Origin of the sequence: Prevotella illustrans (genome assembly GCF_017426725.1) — a bacterium.
In the GTDB taxonomy this organism is placed as follows: Bacteria; Bacteroidota; Bacteroidia; order Bacteroidales; family Bacteroidaceae; genus Prevotella; species Prevotella illustrans.
The window spans coordinates 1-18,367 of record NZ_JAERMS010000050.1 but is presented as its reverse complement, the minus strand read 5'-3'; the positions used below and the strand labels follow the sequence as shown (position 1 = coordinate 18,367).

Sequence of the window (18,367 nt, the reverse complement as noted above, 5' to 3'; positions counted from 1 at the left end):
ATGATTTGATGCAACTTTGTATGCGTTTTCACAAAAATTATTTAGGACACTATTGCCTGTAAGGTGTTTCCGCAGCAAAAGGTCGGAGATTTTTAAACAACAAGTTTGTATGTTTGAAATTGGATGCCAAGAAAGACGGAAAAGACCATGCTCAAAAATACAATGTAAAGGCTTACCTATGTAGTTGTTGATGCGGAAGGTCGGTTACACATGGAGGAATGTGGAGCTATGAATGCGGAAGAGTGTATCATAAGATAGAGATAGATTCTGATTATTCGCCGGAATGCATGAAGAAACTCTATGAGGGAGGTAAACTCTTTAACTTCAAGAGAAGGAACTTGTGAAACTTAAAAAAATCCTTGCAAAATTTTGAGCGTATTACAAAAGTTGTTATATTTGCAAAAAGAATTAGAAAAGTGTCGGATTCCAGGCAGGGTCCGGATAAAGATATTTTTTGATTTGTTTTAGTAGATTAGTTTTTAAGTAGTTTGTTTATGAAAATCGGGTGTCGGGATGACATCCGATTTTTTTTATATATTCGTTTTGATTTTCCGTGCGATTATATTACTTTTGCATATGGAACGATGTGTTCCGGTTTTTCCCCGTAGTAAGCGGAAAGGACAAGCGATAAAGAATCTTGGTATGCAGAAACTGTTGGATTTATATAAGAGCTGGACAGGGCAGGAGCCGTCTCAAGTGGAGAAGCTGCCGGGCTCGGGTAGCAATCGTATCTATTTCCGTTTTACGGCCGCCGACGGTTCTTCTCTTATCGGCGTGAAAGGGACGAGTAGGGATGAGAATCACGCTTTCATTTATTTGGATTGTCATTTTTCCGCCCGTAAGTTGCCGGTTCCGCAAGTGTTGACAGTTTCTGATGACGAATTATACTATCTGCAGACAGATTTGGGACGCCGTTCCCTATTCGACGCGATTAAGGGTGGACGTGAGGCCGGTGGCCGCTATAATCAGAAAGAAAAAGAACTGCTGAAGCGCACGATCGTTGCTTTGCCCGAGATACAGATTCGCGGCGCACGCGGCTTGGACTGGTCTAACTGCTATCCGCAGCCCGAATTTGATACTGACAGTGTACTGTTTGACCTAAATTATTTTAAATATTGTTTTCTCAAAGCTACAGGGCTGGACTTCCACGAGCTGAAGCTGGAAGCCAATTTCAGAATGTTTGCCAAGGATTTGGCTTCGGAAAGCAATGAAAGTTTCCTTTATCGCGACTTTCAGGCACGTAATATCATGCTGAATGAAGACGGCAATCCTTATTTCATAGACTTTCAAGGCGGACGTAAGGGCCCATATTATTATGATCTGGCCTCGTTCTTGTGGCAAGCGTCTGCCAAGTACCCGTTTAAACTCCGAAGAGAGCTTATCTTCGATTATTACAACTCATTGAAAAATTATACAGAGGTTCCGTCGGAACGTCACTTTGTCGAGCGGCTGAGTCTTTTTGTGCTTTTCCGTACGTTGCAGGTGCTGGGCGCTTATGGCTTTCGCGGTTACTTCGAGCGTAAGAAGCACTTCCTTGATTCCATCCCACCTGCCATGCAGAATCTGCGGGAGTTGTTGAAGATGAATGCTGAAATTTTCCCATACCCTTATATGATGGACATGCTCAGGCGATTGTGTGCGTTGCCTCTGTTTGCCGTGCAGGAACCACACGTGAATCCACGTGCGGATGGGTTCAAGACGGCCCGTACCAATATTTACGCAGCACACCCTCAAGACGGCCCAGCCACCTTCTCCAAATATGATGGAAAGGGGCCTTTGGTCGTAAAAGTGTTCAGTTTCTCTTATCGCAAAGGCATTCCCGAAGATGAGTCGGGCAATGGTGGCGGCTATGTTTTCGACTGCAGGAGTACGCATAATCCCGGCCGTTACGAGCCTTATAAGCAATTGACAGGCTTGGATGAGCCCGTCATTCGGTTTTTAGAAGACGATGGGGAAATACTGAAGTTCTTGGATAGCGTTTATCAGTTGGCCGATCATCATGTGGCTCGTTATATCCAGCGAGGCTTTACCAGCCTGATGTTCTCTTTCGGCTGTACAGGCGGACAGCATCGTAGCGTTTACAGTGCCCAGCATTTAGCCGAGCATATACACGAAAAGTTTGGCGTGGAGGTGAGAATCTGCCATCGTGAGCAGAATATCGAAAAGACCTTGGAGGCCAGCAGTGCCTTGGCGCTCTCAGACGCAATACAGGTTAACAGCATGATAAAAGATTTGCGACGATGATGCAGGCGATGATTTTTGCGGCCGGCAAAGGCACAAGGCTGAAGCCTCTGACCGATACGATGCCTAAAGCATTGATAGAGGTAGGAGGGCAACCACTCCTTCAGCGGGTCGTCCTGAAATTGAAAGAGGCCGGATTCGAACATCTGGTCGTGAACGTGCATCATTTTGCCAATCAGATAGTAGACTTTCTGCAAGCCCATGACAATTTCGGACTTGACATCAAAATTAGTGATGAGACGTCGGGGCTGTTGGAGACGGGGGGCGGAATTAGGAAAGCTTGTCCCATGTTTCTGCCGGACGCACCCATCCTTATACATAATGTAGATATTCTGAGCAATGTGGACTTGCAGAAGTTTTACACGCTGGATCCGCTGATAACAAGTCTGGGCGGTGGCATCCCCGATCGACGAGTCGGGGCAACCTTGCTCGTAAGCTGGCGGGAGACACAGCGCTACCTGATTTTTGATAAGGACATGCTGCTTGTAGGCTGGCTTCATTTGGGTACAGGAGAGGTAAAGAGTCCCTTTGACTGGGTGAAAGTAGCACGCATGCCTCGCACGGTGGAAGAGTGCAGGTTGATGAATAAACAGGCGACAGACGTGGTTTCGGAGCAGCCCCTTCTGCGTTTCTATGCTTTTTCGGGTATTCATTGTTTCTCGCCGCAGCTGTTTCCGCTCATGGGCGGTTATCCGGAGAAATTCTCCATCATGGATTTCTACTTGCAAAACTGCCATGTGCAACCAATGCGGGGCTATCTGCAAGAAGACATGCGCCTGATGGATGTGGGAAAACTGGATACACTGAAAGAAGCAGAACATTTCCTGACCACGCTGTGACGGGAGCTTTTGGTTTGTTTTTAGGTTTTCCTTATTTATAATCAACTACATTTAATAATATTACAATCATATAATATCTTAACAACATGCAACAGAAGATTATCATTCTTGATTTCGGATCACAGACGACGCAACTTATAGGGCGTCGTGTCCGTGAGCTGGACACCTTCTGCGAAATCCTTCCTTACAACAAGTTTCCTAAGGATGATTCTGGTATCATCGGCGTGATTCTGAGCGGTTCGCCTTATTCCGTTCATGATCCGGAAGCTTTCAAAGTGGACTTGTCGCAATTTGTGGGCAAATATCCCGTGCTGGGAATCTGTTATGGCGCTCAGTTTATTTCATACGCGAACGGTGGTAAAGTAGAGCAAACCGGCACACGTGAGTATGGTCGTGCCAATTTGCGGCAGTTTGACAAGGATAATCCTCTGTTCAAAGGCTTTACCCCCGATTCGCAAGTCTGGATGAGCCATGGCGATACGATAACGGCCATTCCCAGTGACTGTCACGTGATAGCCAGCACGGACGACGTCCGTTTTGCAGCTTATGCCAGTACCAAACATCCGCTGTGGGCCGTGCAGTTCCATCCGGAGGTGTTCCATACGGCGCAAGGAACCTTGCTGTTGAAGAACTTCGTGGTGGATATCTGCAAGAGCAGGCAGGAGTGGAGTGCCGCGTCGTTCGTTGACAGCACGGTGGCGGAGCTTAAAGCACAGTTGGGCAACGACCGTGTGATTCTTGGTTTGTCGGGAGGCGTGGACTCCTCGGTTTGTGCCACTTTGTTAAATCGAGCCATCGGCAAGAATCTCACTTGTATTTTCGTGGATCATGGTATGCTTCGCAAGAATGAGTTCCGGAAAGTGATGGACGCTTATCAAGGATTGGGACTCAACGTGGTAGGTGTTGATGCCAGTGAGAAATTCTTCAGAGACTTGGAAGGCGTGACCGATCCAGAGAAGAAACGCAAGATTATCGGCCGTGACTTTGTTGAAGTATTCAATGCCGAGGCCAAGAAAATCACCGACGCGAAGTGGCTGGCTCAGGGAACCATCTATCCTGATCGCATCGAGAGTCTCAGCATAACGGGTATGACCATCAAGAGCCATCATAATGTAGGTGGTCTTCCCAAGGAAATGAAGCTACAGTTGTGCGAACCCTTGCAGTGGCTTTTCAAAGACGAGGTGCGCAGGGTAGGCTACCAACTTGGAATGCCTGAACGACTGATTAAACGCCATCCGTTCCCCGGTCCCGGTCTGGCTGTCAGAATTTTGGGTGATATCACCCGTGAAAAGGTGCGTATTCTGCAAGATGCGGATGATATCTATATCGAGAACATGCACAATTACACCATGCCCGATGGTACCAGACTCTACGACCACGTATGGCAGGCTGGCACCGTGTTGCTCTCTACCATACGCAGCGTGGGCGTGATGGGCGACGAGCGTACATACGAACACCCCGTAGCGTTGCGTGCCGTGACAAGTCAGGACGCCATGACGGCTGATTGGGCCCATCTTCCATACGATTTCATGGCCAAGGTGAGCAATGAAATAATAAATAAGGTGAAAGGTGTAAATCGTGTTTGCTATGATATTTCCTCCAAGCCGCCTTCGACAATAGAGTGGGAATAGGCCTATGGATTTTGGTCAGCAGACCGACGATTACCGTCGGGAAGAGCTCATACGAAAGTTGGAGCACAGCATAGAGCGGCTCACTCTCTCAGAGTTGGAGGCCCTCTACTACGATATGATAACGAAAGACTATGTGAAATAGGAAGAGTCTGCGGCATAGAAAGGTGTTTCTATCGCCGCAGGCTCTTTTGATTTGAAGACAAATTATGAATAATCAGGAATATTATACATCCCGTTATGAAACGCTGACGGATATTGTAGCCCGACTCAAGCGCCGGAACCGTCTTTTCATTCTGACAGAAATACTTTTCTTTTGCCTTTTCATAGCCGGGCTGGCGGTCTATGTCAGCACACGGATGGGATGGACGAGCTTGCTGTTGGCTGCTTTGGCCTTGGCATGCTATGTCATCGCACGATTACTTGACGGCCGTAATGCCAGGCAGATAACTGATAATGAGAATCTGCAGCGAGTCTATCGGTATGAGCTGGAAGCCCTGAGAGGGGAGTATAGTCATTTTGACGATGGGCAGGAGTTTGTAGATTATCACCATCCGTTTACTTTTGACCTTGATATTTTCGGGCCGCAATCGCTCTATGCCCGCATGAACCGTAGTGTGACAAGTGGAGGGAAACGGCTGCTGGCAAGTTATTTGGCTTTTGAAAATATATGTCATCAGCCGGATGAAATCAAATTTTTCTGTAAGCAGTTGACGTTTATGGACGCCTTTCAAGCATTGGGGCAGGGACGAAGGACCGATACGTTGGGAATATTGGCTTTGAGCAAAATGACACAAAGGTTGGTTTTGCCTGGCCTGATAGGGCGGAAATGGACCAAAGTGCTGGCAATTTGCATGATAACTTTGCTTCCTATCTTTATCCTTTTGGCCGGTATGGGCTTGATGGATGGCACTTTTCCTTTGTTCTACGCGACATTGCAGTTCTTTGTGGTCTTCCTGCTTTGTAATGCAAGTGCACGTTCTATTGGGCGGCAAACAGATCTGCTGCATCGTGAAACCGAAGGTTTTGCCCGGTTGTTGCGACTTTGCGAACGTCAGCGGGAATGGCCGGACTCGATGAAACAAGAAGTGGAGGACTTGCGAAAAGCGACAAAAGCTGTCCGAACGCTGGAGAATCTTATCCGAAGACTCGACAGAAGAGGCAATATCTTGGGCCTCTTTCTGCTGGATACATTTCTTCTGAATGACTTCTTTCTTATTCGCGACTATTTGAAATGGCGTGACGATTTTATCAAGCATGCCGAGCGGTGGGTTAACGTGCTGAGTCATGTCGACGCCTTGGTGTCACTGGGTCGGTTTGTTTATAATCACCCGAAGACAGTGTGGGCCGAAGTGGTGGAAAGTGAGACAATGATCTATGAAGCAGAAGAAATCTTTCATCCGTTTCTGGGAGCGGAGGCTGTCACGAATGATTTTGCCATTCCTGATGGTAGTTATACGATTGTAACCGGTGCCAACATGGCCGGCAAGAGCACGTTTTTGCGCACGCTCGGCATCAATTATGTTTTGGCACGCAATGGTATCCCCATTTTTGCACGTCGGATGAAAGTGTCACGCTTCAATCTCTTCAGCAGTATGCGTACTACGGATGATTTGGCTGAAGGCATTTCCTATTTTAATGCAGAACTGTTACGGCTGGAACAGTTGGTGCAGTTCTGTAAGAATCCCTCTTATCGTGTGGGGCGGCCTTCTGAAGAGAAGCATACCTTGATTATCTTAGATGAGATACTGAAAGGAACAAATTCGCTGGACAAGCTCAACGGATCGCGTCTTTTTCTGGAACGGATATGCAAGTTGCCCGTGTCGGGAGTCATTGCGACACACGATTTGGAACTTTCAAAACTTTCAGATGAGTTGCCACAAAGATTTCGTAATTATTGTTTTGAGATAGATTTGGGTGAAAATGTTACTTATTCATATCGCATAACATCAGGTGTGGCTCGCAATCAGAACGCAACTTATCTGTTGAAACGTGTGTTGAAAGTAATAGATGAATAATAAGATACGAGGACTATGCTTTATAAGGATGGTCCTCGTATTGTCATTTCGCAGCTTTCTGTTCAGTTATTGTAGATTAATGCTACATACTTCTTACTACAGTTGGGTTAAATAGGGGGCAGTAGAAAATTAGTGGGGACAGGTTTACAAGTATCGATGGTATCTACCGCCTCTGAATTATCTTTACATATACCATCAAAAAAGTGGCATTATTTTGAAAAAGAAAAGAGAAGGACGAAAATAAGCGATTGTAGAGTAATTTTATAAAACGCTGATTATCAATACATTGTACTTTTAAGGGTGTTTTCTCTTCGCTTTTTTACCCTTAATCGCTATGCTTTTAGGCCGTAATCGCGGCCCTTTCATCGGCTAAAAGCTATGCTTTGACAGCGTAATCGCTATGCTTTGAGCCGATAAAAGGATAGCTTTGGGCATAAAAGAGCATAGAAATCGGAAAAACAAAGGCGTTTTTCGCCATTTCGGCAGTTAGATGAAGCGTTGCGGAAGTGTTAAAATCCGGTAGTTTTTTCTAACAAAAATCACGGATACACTGAATCAATTTGTACCAGTATATAAGCTTAGGAGGTCTGATCATGAAAAATAATGTGAGGGTTGAACGTGCTATCGTAAGGATGACCCAGGCAGAACTGGCAGAGAAAGTGGGAGTTTGCCGACAGACAATCAATGCCATAGAGTCTGAGAAATATGTGCCATCCACCGTCTTGTCTCTTAAAATATGTAGTATCTTTGGTCGTTCACTCAATGATGTGTTTCAACTCGAAGATAGTGATTGGATAAAATAACAGCTATCCATAAAAGCCCGAACCTATTTTTTTTAGATTCGGGCTTGTCTCTTGTATTTATATTATATTTTTAAAGTGTGCTTATTGTTTTTTCAGAATGTCACGGATTTCCGTTAGTAACTTTTCTTCCTTTGTCGGTTCCGGTTCCGGTGTAGGAGCAGCGGACTCTTCGGCTTTCTTCTTTGTAAGCTTGTTAATTCCCTTAACGAGCATGAACACGCAGAAAGCAATGATGATGAAGTCGAAGGCCGTCTGGAGAAAGTTTCCGTAATTGATTGTTGCGGCGGCAGTCTTTTCTACGCCCGGTATTTCTACGGTGGGGAGCGTAACCTTTAAGTCCGTGAACTTGACGCCACCGATGAGCCATCCGATGGGAGGCATAATAAGGTCGTCGACGATGGAGCTGATAATTTTGCCGAAAGCGCCACCGATGATTACACCGACAGCCATATCAACCGCATTTCCTTTTACAGCAAATTCTTTGAATTCATTGATAAATTTACCCATAATATAATTTTTTGTTAATTGGTAAACGATGTTTGCAACATAGAGATTACACTCTGTCGGTTAACAGGTTGCATTTGCTTCTAAAAGTATTTATTTCCGTTGCTTTTTACTTAATTTAATACACTTTGCACGTGCAAATATAGAAATAATTCCGTATCTTTGTACTCGTAAAGAAGAAAAAATACAGGATTTCGATAAATACGTGGATTTTAATCTGTTTCGGCTTGTTATTTTATCACTACAGACTTACGAAGATTATTTATATTCTTATATAAACTTTATTAAATAACAAATTAAAATGACAAATGTAGCTATTAACGGCTTTGGCCGTATTGGTCGTCTCGCATTCCGTCAGATGTTCGAGGCTGATGGTTATGAAGTTGTTGCTATCAATGACTTGACAAGTCCTAAGATGCTTGCTCACCTTTTGAAGTATGATACAGCCCAAGGTGGCTTTGCCGGCAAGTTCGGTGAAGGTAAGCATACCGTAGAAGCAACAGATAACTCTATTATTGTTGACGGTAAGGAGATCACTATCTACGCAAAGCCAAACGCAGCTGAACTCCCTTGGGGTGAACTCAATGTAGACGTCGTTCTTGAGTGCACCGGTTTCTATACTTCTAAGGAAAAGGCTTCTGCTCACCTTACAGCAGGTGCCAAGAAGGTAGTTATTTCTGCTCCCGCAGGCAACGATCTCCCAACTATCGTTTACAACACCAACCACAAGACTCTGACTCCGGCTGATACTGTTATCTCTGCTGCTTCTTGTACAACAAACTGCTTGGCTCCTATGGCTGCAGCGTTGAACGCGTATGCTCCTATCCAGTCAGGTATCATGTCAACTATCCACGCTTACACAGGTGACCAGATGATTCTTGACGGTCCTCAGCGCAAGGGTGATCTCCGTCGCTCACGTGCAGGCGCTTGCAACATTGTTCCTAATTCGACTGGTGCTGCCAAGGCTATCGGTCTTGTAATTCCTGAACTGAATGGAAAGCTGATTGGTTCTGCACAGCGCGTTCCTACTCCAACAGGTTCTACCACGATTCTCGTGGCTGTTGTTAAGGGCAAGGACGTAACTGTAGAGGGTATCAATGCCGCAATGAAGGCTGCTACAACGGAGAGCTTCGGTTATACGGAGGATCAGATCGTTTCTTCTGACATTATCGGTATGCGCTTCGGTTCTCTCTTTGACGCTACTCAGACAATGGTAAGCAAGATCAACGACGATACATATCAGGTGCAGGTTGTTTCTTGGTATGACAATGAGAACTCTTACACATCTCAGATGGTTCGTACTATTAAGTACCTCGCAGAGTTGAAATAATACGACTTTATTTGCTTAAAATAATATCCCTGTCGGTTTTGCTGACAGGGATATTTTTTGTTATCTTTGTCCTATGAAGAAGCTTCTTACTATTCTCGGCCCTACGGCAAGTGGCAAAACAGACTTGGCTACCCATGTAGCTTATCGTTTGAATGCGGAAATTATCTCGGCAGATTCGAGACAGGTATATCGTGGTATGACCATAGGGACAGGTAAGGATCTTGGTGATTATGTGGTAAACGGAGTGACTATACCTTATTATTTAATAGATATATGTCAACCGGGAACTAAATATAATTTGTTTTTGTATCAGCAAGATTTTTATAATGTTTATACGGAGATACAGAAACGTGATGTGCAGCCTATTTTGTGCGGAGGAACCGGACTCTATATAGAGTCTGTATTAAAAGGGTATCAGCTGTCACCTGTTCCGCAGAATGGTATTTTGCGTACAATGCTTGCTAATAAAACTTTAGATGAACTTTCTGTCCTGCTTCGGGATTTAAAAGCCAGAAACGGGAGTGTGATGCATAATCTTACGGATGTGGATACGGCACAGCGTGCTATCCGTGCCATAGAAATAGAAACTTATAATCTGGAGCATCCTTTGCCTAAACGCGAGTTACCTGCCATCGATTCTATAATTATAGGTGTTGACATAGACAGAGATTTGCGTAGGGAGAAAATAAGTAAACGTTTATGTCAACGTCTTGATAACGGTATGATAGAAGAGGTTAAAGGCTTGATGGAACAAGGAATATCGGCTGAAGATCTAATATATTATGGTTTGGAGTACAAATATATTACAGAATACCTTATTGGCAGGACTTCGTATGGAGAAATGGTTCATAACTTGGAAATTGCAATTCATCAATTTGCCAAGCGCCAAATGACTTGGTTCAGAGGAATGGAACGTAGAGGTTTTACGATTCATTGGGTTAACGCTCGACTTCCAATGGAAGAAAAGGTAGAAAGCGTAATCGCTCTTCTTGGGTAGTTGCTAACCTATTTGGGAAATGCGCTCCAACGCCTCTATATCTATCAATTTGATTTTCCTTCCGTCAATAGCTATAATCTTTTCCGTAGCGAGAGCAGAGAGTGTCCTGATAGCGTTGCTTGTTGTCATGTTGGATAGATTAGCCAGATCTTCACGGCTTAAATAAATGCTGAGCGTATACCCATCTTCTTCAAGTCCATAGTTTTTCTTTAAAAAAAGAAGAGCTTCTGCAAGTCGGCCTCTGATGTGTTTCTGGGTAAGGCTCACGGTCCGATCATCGCTGTAGCCCAGCTGTTGCGCAAGGTAATGGATAAAGAATAAATTGACATTGAAATTCTCCTGCATTAGCTTTAGAATAACAGGCATGGGGAAAAAAGCGACGACCGACGATTCGAAAGCAGTTGCCGCCGTCTTGTAGCATTCGTTTGCGAAAAATGCTCTAAAGCCAAAAAACTCAATAGGTTTGATTACGCGAATAATTTGATTTCTTCCTCCGATTCCATCCTTATGTATTTTAACTTTGCCATGGAAGAGACACATCATACATTCAGGTTTTTCACAATCTTTATATATGATTTCATTTCGTTTGAAATGTTGCAATACAATGTTGTCCAATAAAGATTGACGTTGTTGTTGGGTCAGTGGTGTCCAAAGATTGGCAATTGCTTGGATAACCTCTTCGTTTTGTATTTCTTTTCTTGAAATCATATCACATCGTTGGAAGTATAACCTAATTTATATGCAAATTTACGATTTTAGATCGATATAATTATATTTCTTGACGAAAAACATTTTCTATAACATATTTTCTATGATTGGTTTTCATTTAAAGTCTAATAAATTTTGTAGTTTGCAAATTAAATGTTACTTTTGAAGAAAAAGAGCCCTCTCCGAGAGAGGCGTGAAAAGCGAAAAAATCCTAAATATTAATATTTAAGCCTTAATATAGAGAACTATGAGTTATTTACGATTTGAAAAAGCATTGATGACTAACCTTGAAGAATCTCTTCCAAGGGAGTTGTTGCGTACAAACCGTTCCGGAGCTTATTCATGTTCTTCCATTGTAGACTGTAACACGAGAAAATATCATGGACTGTTAGTTGTGCCGGTTCCTCAGTTGGATGATGAGAACCATGTATTGCTATCTTCTCTTGATGTTACAGTAATACAGCATGGAGCAGAGTTTAATCTGGGGCTGCATAAATACCAAGGCAACAACTATAGCCCAAAGGGCCATAAGTACATCAGAGAGTTTGATTGTGACAAAGTTCCTACTACATTATTTCGTGTAGGTGGAGTGATGTTGAAACGTGAAGTTGTATTTCAGCATTATGAGAATCGTATTCTAATACGATATACACTTGAAGATGCGCATTCTGCAACAACTTTGCGATTCAGGCCTTTCTTGGCATTCAGAAGTGTTCGCCAGTTTACGCATGAGAATAGTGTTGCAAGCCGTGATTATCAGTTAGTGGATAATGGTATTAAAACATGTATGTATGCTGGTTATCCAGATCTGTACATGCAGTTTAGTAAAAAGAATGAGTTCATATTTGCACCAGACTGGTATCGTGGAATAGAATATCCTAAAGAGCAAGAACGAGGTTATGCTTCGAATGAAGACCTATATGTTCCAGGCTATTTTGAGATGCCTATAAAGAAAGGAGAGAGTATCGTCTTTTCTGCTTCTACATCTGAAATAAAAGTCTCTAAATTGAAGAAACTTTTTGAAGAAGAAGTTGAAGAGCGTAGCCCAAGGGATAATTTTTTTCATTGTCTGATAAATGCAGCTCATCAGTTCCATCTTCGTATGAAGAATGATGATCGGTATATTTTGGCGGGCTATCCGTGGTTTAAATGTAGAGCACGTGATACTTTTATCGCATTGCCAGGTTTGACGCTTTCCATTCAGGAGCGTGATTATTTCGAGCTTGTGATGAAAACGGCAGAGCGTGGGCTTCGTGAATTCATGGAAGGAAAGCCTTTGACGGTAAAAATGTATGAGATAGACCAACCCGATGTTATGTTGTGGGCTTTTTGGTGTGTACAGCAATATGCCAAGGAAGCAGGGAGGGAGACTTGTCTGGAGAAATATGGGACACTTTTGAAAGATATGTTAGCCTTTATTGAATCGGGGCGTCATCCTAATTTGGAACTTGACGAAAACGGTTTACTCCGTACATTCGGTAAGGACAAGCCGGTAACCTGGATGAACTCTACTGCCAATGGAAAACCTGTAGTTCCTCGTACAGGCTATATTGTAGAATTTAATGCTCTTTGGTTTAATGCGTTGAAGTTTACGGCATTGCTGGCAGCTTTGGATCAAAATACAGAGGTTGCTGCCCATTTGGAAGAGTTGGCTGATCGGTGCAAACATTCATTTGTGGAAACATTCTTGAATGAGTATGGATACCTGTATGATTATGTAGATGGCAACATGATGGACTGGAGTGTGAGACCTAATATGATCTTTGCAGTGGCCTTGGATTATTCACCTTTAAGTCAGGAGCAGAAAAAAAGCGTATTAGATATTTGTACACGAGAGCTTCTGACACCTAAGGGACTTCGTACACTTTCGCCGAAGAGTGGTGGATACAATCCTTTATACACGGGTCCACAAAGCCAGCGAGACTATGCTTATCATCAAGGAACGGCATGGCCGTGGCTGGGAGGATTCTATATGGAGGCCTGCCTTAAACTATATAAGACGTCAAGACTTAGTTTTATTAATCGTCAGTTGGTTGGTTATGAGGATGAAATGACAAATCATTGCCTGGGAACAATCCCTGAATTATTTGACGGAAATCCACCATTCCATGGACGCGGAGCGATTTCCTTTGCTATGAATGTAGCGGAGATTCTGCGTACACTTGAGTTAATGGAAAAATTTGATTATCAGAAGGAGGGATAAAGATGAAAGTTTTAATGTTTGGATGGGAATATCCTCCTCATGTTTTTGGCGGTCTTGCCACAGCCAATTTTGGTATTACAGAAGGTTTACATGCACAAGGTGATGTTGATATAACATTGTGTTTACCGAAACCTTGGGGTGATGAAGATCGGAGTGCTGCTAATATCGTGGCAATGAATTGCGTGCCCATCGCTTGGCGTAACGTTGATTATGACACAGTAAAAAGTCGGGTGGGGAATGTAATGAATCCTGATTTTTATTATCAACTTCGAGATCATATCTATGCAGATTTTAATTATATGCATGTTAACGATCTTGGATGTATGGATTTCGCTGGTGGCTATCCATCGAATCTGCACGACGAGATTAATAACTACTCCGTTATAGCAGGTGTTGTTGCTCGAACGATTGAATTTGATATCATCCATGCACATGATTGGCTAACCTATCCTGCTGGCATTCATGCCAAGCAGGTGAGCGGAAAACCTTTGTGTATTCATGTACATGCAACAGACTTTGACAGGAGCCGGGGACATGTGAATCCTACGGTTTATTCCATAGAAAAGGATGGTATGGATAATGCCGATTGTATCATGTGTGTGTCTGAGTTGACCAGACAAACGGTCATCAATCAATATCATCAGGATCCACGAAAGGTATATACCGTTCATAATGCAGTCTATCCTTTGGTGCAGGAATTGCAAGATTTATCTCGCCCAGACCATCAAGGAAAGGAAAAAGTCGTTACTTTCTTAGGGCGTCTTACCATGCAAAAGGGACCGGAATATTTTGTTGAGGCGGCCAATATGGTGCTCCATCGTTCTCGTAACGTACGTTTTTGTATGGCTGGGTCGGGAGACATGATGGATCAGATGATCTATCTTGTGGCAGAACGAGGTATTGCAGATCGGTTTCATTTTCCCGGATTTATGCGTGGAAAACAGGTGTATGAGTGTCTGAAAGATTCGGACGTCTATGTTATGCCTTCTGTGAGTGAACCTTTTGGTATATCGCCTCTGGAAGCAATGCAGTGTGGAACGCCAACGATTATCTCTAAACAAAGCGGATGTGCTGAGATTCTTTCAAATTGTATCAAGGTTGATTACTGGGATATTCAGGCAATGGCTGACGCAATTTACAGTATCTGTCACAACGAAAGTTTATTCTATTATTTGCAAGATGAAGGAAAGAAAGAAGTTGACCAAATCACATGGGAAAAGGTCGGCTTATGGATTCGTGAGCTCTATGAACGAACGTTGGGATGGAAATAAACATTCTTTCAGATCGTCTTGTTTCTTGATTTTAAATCTAATTTACAGGCAACTAATAATACAATAACAATGAAAACAATTTGTTTATATTTCGAGATACACCAAAGTATACATCTCAAACGTTATCGTTTTTTTGATATAGGAACAGATCATTATTACTATGATAATTATGAAAACGAGCGTTCAATAGGTGATATCGCAGAACGTAGTTATATGCCAGCTTTAAATGCTTTGCAGTCTATGATCACTGAGCATGGGAAGTATTTTAAAGTCGCTTTTTCATTAAGTGGTGTTTGTATAGAGCAGTTGGAGATTCATGCACCTCAGGTTTTGGAGAAACTTCAAGCTTTGAACGACACTGGTTGTGTAGAATTTTTAGCAGAACCTTATTCACACGGTTTGTCATCTTTAGTTAATGAGGATTGCTTTGTTCATGACATAAAGAAGCAGTGCCGAAAAATTAAAGAATATTTCGGACAGGATCCAAAGGTTCTGCGTAATTCCTCTCTCATCTATAGTGATGACATTGGCCAGCAAGTAGCTCAGATGGGATTTAAGGGAATGCTCACCGAAGGAGCTCGCCACGTGCTGGGATGGAAATCGCCTCATTATATTTATCATTGTGCTTTAAATTCCAAACTAAAGTTATTACTTCGTGATGTAAAGTTAAGTGATGATATCTCATTGCGTTTTAATAACAGTGAGTGGGATGGTTATCCATTGTTTGCTGATACCTATATTGAAGAAATAGCGCGTTTGCCAGAGGAAGAGCAAGTTATTAATATTTTTATGGAGCTTTCTGCTCTTGGTATTGCTCAACCACTTTCCAGTAATATTTTAGACTTCTTAAAGGCATTGCCTACCTGTGCCAAGCAACGCGGGATTACTTTTTCCACACCGACTGAAATCTGCATGAAGCTCAAGAGTGTAGGTGAATTGAATGTACCTGACACCTTGAGTTGGGTAGACGAAGAGCGTGATATCAGTAGTTGGTTGGGCAATCCTATGCAGCGTGAAGCCTTTAATAAACTTTATAGTGTGGCTGATCGTGTGCGTATTGCTAATGATCCCCGTATTAATCAAGACTGGGATTATCTGCAGGCTAGTAATAATTTTCGCTTTATGACAACGAAGCCCAGCAATGTTGGGCTCGACAGAGGTATTTATAACAGTCCTTTTGACGCATTTACAAATTATATGAATATTCTTGGCGATTTTATCAACCGTGTGAATTGTCTCTATCCGGAGGAACTTGATAATGATCAGTTGGAAGCCATGTTGACAACGATCAATAATCAAGGTGATGAAATAGAGGTGAAAGACAAGGAAATTACACGCTTGCAAGCCAAGATCGCGAAGTTGGAGCAAGAAGAACTCAAGCTTCGTGAGAAGTATGAGGGTGGAAAAGTCATTACTCCAAAGGCCATAAAGAAGTCGGCAGGTAAGGCTGCAGCTGTTAAATCGAAAATAAAGACTGCTGTTTCTAAAAGAGTAACTAAAGCGGAAGATTCGACTGTATAAATCTACGTGAAGTGTTAAATCCAAGTTTTTTCTTGCTTTTATCAATTATATAGTTTATATTTGTCCCATATTTATGATTTCGTATTTATTTTTTTTGAACGAAATCGTCCCTCGAGGTTGGTAGCTTCCTGCACCAACCTCTTTTTAATCATATTAAGTTTGGATAAATCGTTTTTTATATAATAACATCTTGGATTAAACGTTATTAAATTGTATGGCGGATAATCTTTTAAGACAGGTCCAACATCTTCACTTTTTTCTAATTATTAATTCAATGCCTATGAAGTATTTTACCCCTGATGATTTACAAAATTTTCTTTCTGATGTATCCGGGCCATCATCAAAGACAATCGAAATTATTCGTATAATTGCTCATACGTATCGGCTAAATCAAAGCGATACCCCTATGTCTGCTTCGTGCTTCAATTAATCAGATACATTTTTATCTATTCAAAAAATCCTTATTAAATAATGAAAACACTTATTTCTCCATCTTTACTGTCAGCCAACTTTATTAATCTTAAGTCTGAAATAGAGATGATTAATCAGAGTGAGGCCGACTGGCTTCATTTGGATATAATGGATGGAGTTTTTGTTCCTAATATTTCATTCGGCTTTCCTGTTATGGAAGCAATAAATAAATACAGTATGAAGCCTTTAGATGTACATCTGATGATTGTACATCCTGAAAAATACATTCATCAAGTGGCAAAAGTTGGTGCTATGATGATGAATGTCCACTACGAAGCGTGTACCCATCTACATCGGACAATCCAAGAGATTCATGGTGCGGGAATGAAGGCTGGAGTTACTTTAAATCCAGCAACGCCAATATCTGTACTTGAAGATATTATTATGGATGTGGATATGGTGTTGCTGATGAGTGTAAATCCCGGCTTTGGGGGACAGAAGTTTATTGAAAATACAATGAAAAAAATTCGTCAGCTTCATGATTTGATTTTACGTTCGGGGAGTCATGCCTTGATAGAAGTAGACGGAGGAGTGCAAGCTGAAACCGCTCCACGGCTTGTAAAGGCCGGTGTTGACGTTTTGGTAAGCGGAAGTTTCATTTTCAAGAGTGCTGACCCTTTGTCGACTATTTCAATCTTAAAGAATCTGCCACGTTAGATATGAAAGAAAGATTGTGATATAATGATAAAACCGGAATAATCTTTTGCAAAAGAGTATTCCGGTTTTATGTGTATTCAAAATAGGGGAAAGGTTATTCAACTTGAAGTTGAATTCTATAATCTCGAACCATTCTACGCATATTTAGTATTGCATAACGCATCCGTCCAAGAGATGTGTTTATGCTGACGTTTGTTAATTGCGCTATTTCCTTAAAGGATAATTGCTGATAATATCTCATATAAACAACTTCCCGTTGTGTTGCAGGTAACTGTTCCATGACGTTTTTAACATCCAGTAAAACCTGCGTGTTTACATATTCGTGTTCGATACTATTGGTGAGGGCCGCTTCTGTTTGGATTTTAAAGAGTCCTTGATTATCCGTATCGATAACCTTTTCATTCTTAATCATTCGGAAGCTGTCCATAATAATATTATGTGCGATCCGCATTATCCATGCAGAAAATTTTCCATTGTTAACATATTTTCCTTGTTGAAGTTTGGTGATGACTTTAACAAAGGTTTCTTGAAAAATATCATCTGCTTTATCGTGATCCCGAACCACAAACATAATATACGCAAATAATTTAGATTGATTGCGTTCTAATAACAAATCAAAAGCCCTATTATCACCGGCGACATAGCATAAGGCAAGTTCTTCGTCGGTCATTCCTTCAAGATTTTTCATTCTTTCAAAGTGTTGTTTTGTGTAAAGATGTCTCGATAGGCGCTTTGTTTGTTATTATAATTTCATTATTATTTAAATGAGCCTTTTATGCACAGGGTTGCGTGGTTAAACTCACATTTGGTAAAACAAAGTTATAGATATTTTTGATTATATCCAAATTTATGTGAAATTTTTTCATATATTAAGGTCGTAGGCAATAGTGTCCTAAATAATTTTTGTGAAAACGCATACAAAGTTTCATCAAATCATTTGATTTGACGTATTTTGTTCCAATGGTAAAGAGCACATACCCCCTTATGTTTCAAATTCGTTCTCAGGCGGTGGTGTGAATGGCTTGTTAATCCATTGATACAGGTCGATATTAGTGGGGACAGGTTTACAAGTGACCAAGCAGATCAATCGATATTTGTCGGCCTTGAATTATCTTTACATAACCATCAAAAAAGTGGCATTATTTTGAAAAAGAAAAGAGAAGGACGAAAATAAGC

15 protein-coding genes are annotated in these 18,367 nt (G+C 41.9%); 12 read left to right on the top strand and 3 right to left on the bottom strand.

Translation table 11 applies throughout. The features are described 5' to 3' along the window. Positions 1–642: 642 nt before the first annotated feature. From JHU38_RS11260 to JHU38_RS11235, 6 genes are all read left to right on the top strand, one after another. Positions 643–2,244 carry a RapZ C-terminal domain-containing protein gene (locus JHU38_RS11260; RefSeq protein ID WP_107582276.1) on the top strand — a complete coding sequence of 534 codons (1,602 nt, stop codon included), beginning with the start codon at positions 643–645 and terminating at the stop codon, positions 2,242–2,244. Beyond that, positions 2,241–3,080: a sugar phosphate nucleotidyltransferase gene (locus JHU38_RS11255; protein WP_107580947.1), complete on the top strand. Its 840-nt coding sequence runs from the start codon at positions 2,241–2,243 to the stop codon at positions 3,078–3,080. The genes JHU38_RS11260 and JHU38_RS11255 overlap by 4 nt, the downstream gene beginning before the upstream one ends. Before the next feature lie 86 nt (positions 3,081–3,166). Next, complete coding sequence (gene guaA / locus JHU38_RS11250) at positions 3,167–4,711, top strand: glutamine-hydrolyzing GMP synthase (protein ID WP_107580946.1); 1,545 nt, start codon at positions 3,167–3,169, stop codon at positions 4,709–4,711. Positions 4,712–4,715: 4 nt separating this feature from the next. Further along, a complete protein-coding gene (locus JHU38_RS11245; protein ID WP_199222632.1) occupies positions 4,716–4,853 on the top strand; it encodes a hypothetical protein in 138 nt (45 codons plus the stop codon). A 64-nt stretch (positions 4,854–4,917) separates the two neighbouring features. After that, positions 4,918–6,726: a MutS-related protein gene (locus tag JHU38_RS11240; protein WP_107580945.1), complete on the top strand. Its 1,809-nt coding sequence runs from the start codon at positions 4,918–4,920 to the stop codon at positions 6,724–6,726. Between the two features lie 605 nt (positions 6,727–7,331). After that, entirely contained in the window at positions 7,332–7,529 is a 198-nt protein-coding gene (locus JHU38_RS11235; protein ID WP_255414276.1) for a helix-turn-helix transcriptional regulator, read from the top strand. 81 nt (positions 7,530–7,610) lie between these two features. On the opposite strand, the gene mscL is transcribed toward JHU38_RS11235, so the two are convergent. Beyond that, positions 7,611–8,036: a large-conductance mechanosensitive channel protein MscL gene (mscL, locus tag JHU38_RS11230; protein ID WP_107580944.1), complete on the bottom strand. Its 426-nt coding sequence runs from the start codon at positions 8,034–8,036 to the stop codon at positions 7,611–7,613. 298 nt (positions 8,037–8,334) lie between these two features. Between mscL and gap the strand changes: the two genes are divergently transcribed. Beyond that, positions 8,335–9,363, top strand: coding sequence for a type I glyceraldehyde-3-phosphate dehydrogenase (gap, locus tag JHU38_RS11225; RefSeq protein WP_107580943.1), 1,029 nt, complete (start codon positions 8,335–8,337; stop codon positions 9,361–9,363). A 73-nt stretch (positions 9,364–9,436) separates the two neighbouring features. Then, positions 9,437–10,360, top strand: coding sequence for a tRNA (adenosine(37)-N6)-dimethylallyltransferase MiaA (gene miaA / locus JHU38_RS11220; RefSeq protein WP_107580942.1), 924 nt, complete (start codon positions 9,437–9,439; stop codon positions 10,358–10,360). 3 nt (positions 10,361–10,363) lie between these two features. On the opposite strand, the gene JHU38_RS11215 is transcribed toward miaA, so the two are convergent. Then, positions 10,364–11,068, bottom strand: a complete 705-nt coding sequence (locus tag JHU38_RS11215) for a Crp/Fnr family transcriptional regulator (RefSeq protein ID WP_199222631.1) — start codon at positions 11,066–11,068, stop codon at positions 10,364–10,366. A gap of 247 nt (positions 11,069–11,315) precedes the next feature. Between JHU38_RS11215 and JHU38_RS11210 the strand changes: the two genes are divergently transcribed. The 4 genes from JHU38_RS11210 to rpe all read left to right on the top strand — a co-directional run bounded on the left by JHU38_RS11210 (position 11,316) and on the right by rpe (position 17,191). Continuing rightward, positions 11,316–13,271: a glycogen debranching enzyme N-terminal domain-containing protein gene (locus JHU38_RS11210; protein ID WP_199222630.1), complete on the top strand. Its 1,956-nt coding sequence runs from the start codon at positions 11,316–11,318 to the stop codon at positions 13,269–13,271. Between the two features lie 2 nt (positions 13,272–13,273). Continuing rightward, the gene (locus JHU38_RS11205) at positions 13,274–14,542 is read left to right on the top strand and encodes a glycosyltransferase family 4 protein (RefSeq protein ID WP_107580941.1); all 1,269 of its coding nucleotides are present in this window, start codon (positions 13,274–13,276) and stop codon (positions 14,540–14,542) included. Between the two features lie 69 nt (positions 14,543–14,611). Continuing rightward, the gene (locus JHU38_RS11200) at positions 14,612–16,063 is read left to right on the top strand and encodes a glycoside hydrolase family 57 protein (RefSeq protein WP_107580940.1); all 1,452 of its coding nucleotides are present in this window, start codon (positions 14,612–14,614) and stop codon (positions 16,061–16,063) included. 471 nt (positions 16,064–16,534) lie between these two features. Then, complete coding sequence (gene rpe / locus JHU38_RS11195) at positions 16,535–17,191, top strand: ribulose-phosphate 3-epimerase (RefSeq protein WP_107580939.1); 657 nt, start codon at positions 16,535–16,537, stop codon at positions 17,189–17,191. A gap of 94 nt (positions 17,192–17,285) precedes the next feature. On the opposite strand, the gene JHU38_RS11190 is transcribed toward rpe, so the two are convergent. Beyond that, positions 17,286–17,879, bottom strand: a complete 594-nt coding sequence (locus JHU38_RS11190; RefSeq protein WP_107580938.1) for an RNA polymerase sigma factor — start codon at positions 17,877–17,879, stop codon at positions 17,286–17,288. Positions 17,880–18,367 lie beyond the last annotated feature (488 nt).

Excerpts from the sequence above, each read along its gene's own strand:
- rpe (WP_107580939.1), top strand. The coding sequence starts at position 16,535 with ATGAAAACACTTATTTCTCCATCTTTACTGTCAGCCAACTTTATTAAT.
- JHU38_RS11245 (WP_199222632.1), top strand. The coding sequence starts at position 4,716 with ATGGATTTTGGTCAGCAGACCGACGATTACCGTCGGGAAGAGCTCATA.
- gap (WP_107580943.1), top strand. The coding sequence starts at position 8,335 with ATGACAAATGTAGCTATTAACGGCTTTGGCCGTATTGGTCGTCTCGCA.
- JHU38_RS11210 (WP_199222630.1), top strand. The coding sequence starts at position 11,316 with ATGAGTTATTTACGATTTGAAAAAGCATTGATGACTAACCTTGAAGAA.
- mscL (WP_107580944.1), bottom strand. The coding sequence starts at position 8,036 with ATGGGTAAATTTATCAATGAATTCAAAGAATTTGCTGTAAAAGGAAAT.
- JHU38_RS11205 (WP_107580941.1), top strand. The coding sequence starts at position 13,274 with ATGAAAGTTTTAATGTTTGGATGGGAATATCCTCCTCATGTTTTTGGC.
- JHU38_RS11215 (WP_199222631.1), bottom strand. The coding sequence starts at position 11,068 with ATGATTTCAAGAAAAGAAATACAAAACGAAGAGGTTATCCAAGCAATT.
- miaA (WP_107580942.1), top strand. The coding sequence starts at position 9,437 with ATGAAGAAGCTTCTTACTATTCTCGGCCCTACGGCAAGTGGCAAAACA.
- JHU38_RS11190 (WP_107580938.1), bottom strand. The coding sequence starts at position 17,879 with ATGAAAAATCTTGAAGGAATGACCGACGAAGAACTTGCCTTATGCTAT.
- guaA (WP_107580946.1), top strand. The coding sequence starts at position 3,167 with ATGCAACAGAAGATTATCATTCTTGATTTCGGATCACAGACGACGCAA.
- JHU38_RS11260 (WP_107582276.1), top strand. The coding sequence starts at position 643 with ATGCAGAAACTGTTGGATTTATATAAGAGCTGGACAGGGCAGGAGCCG.
- JHU38_RS11255 (WP_107580947.1), top strand. The coding sequence starts at position 2,241 with ATGATGCAGGCGATGATTTTTGCGGCCGGCAAAGGCACAAGGCTGAAG.
- JHU38_RS11240 (WP_107580945.1), top strand. The coding sequence starts at position 4,918 with ATGAATAATCAGGAATATTATACATCCCGTTATGAAACGCTGACGGAT.
- JHU38_RS11200 (WP_107580940.1), top strand. The coding sequence starts at position 14,612 with ATGAAAACAATTTGTTTATATTTCGAGATACACCAAAGTATACATCTC.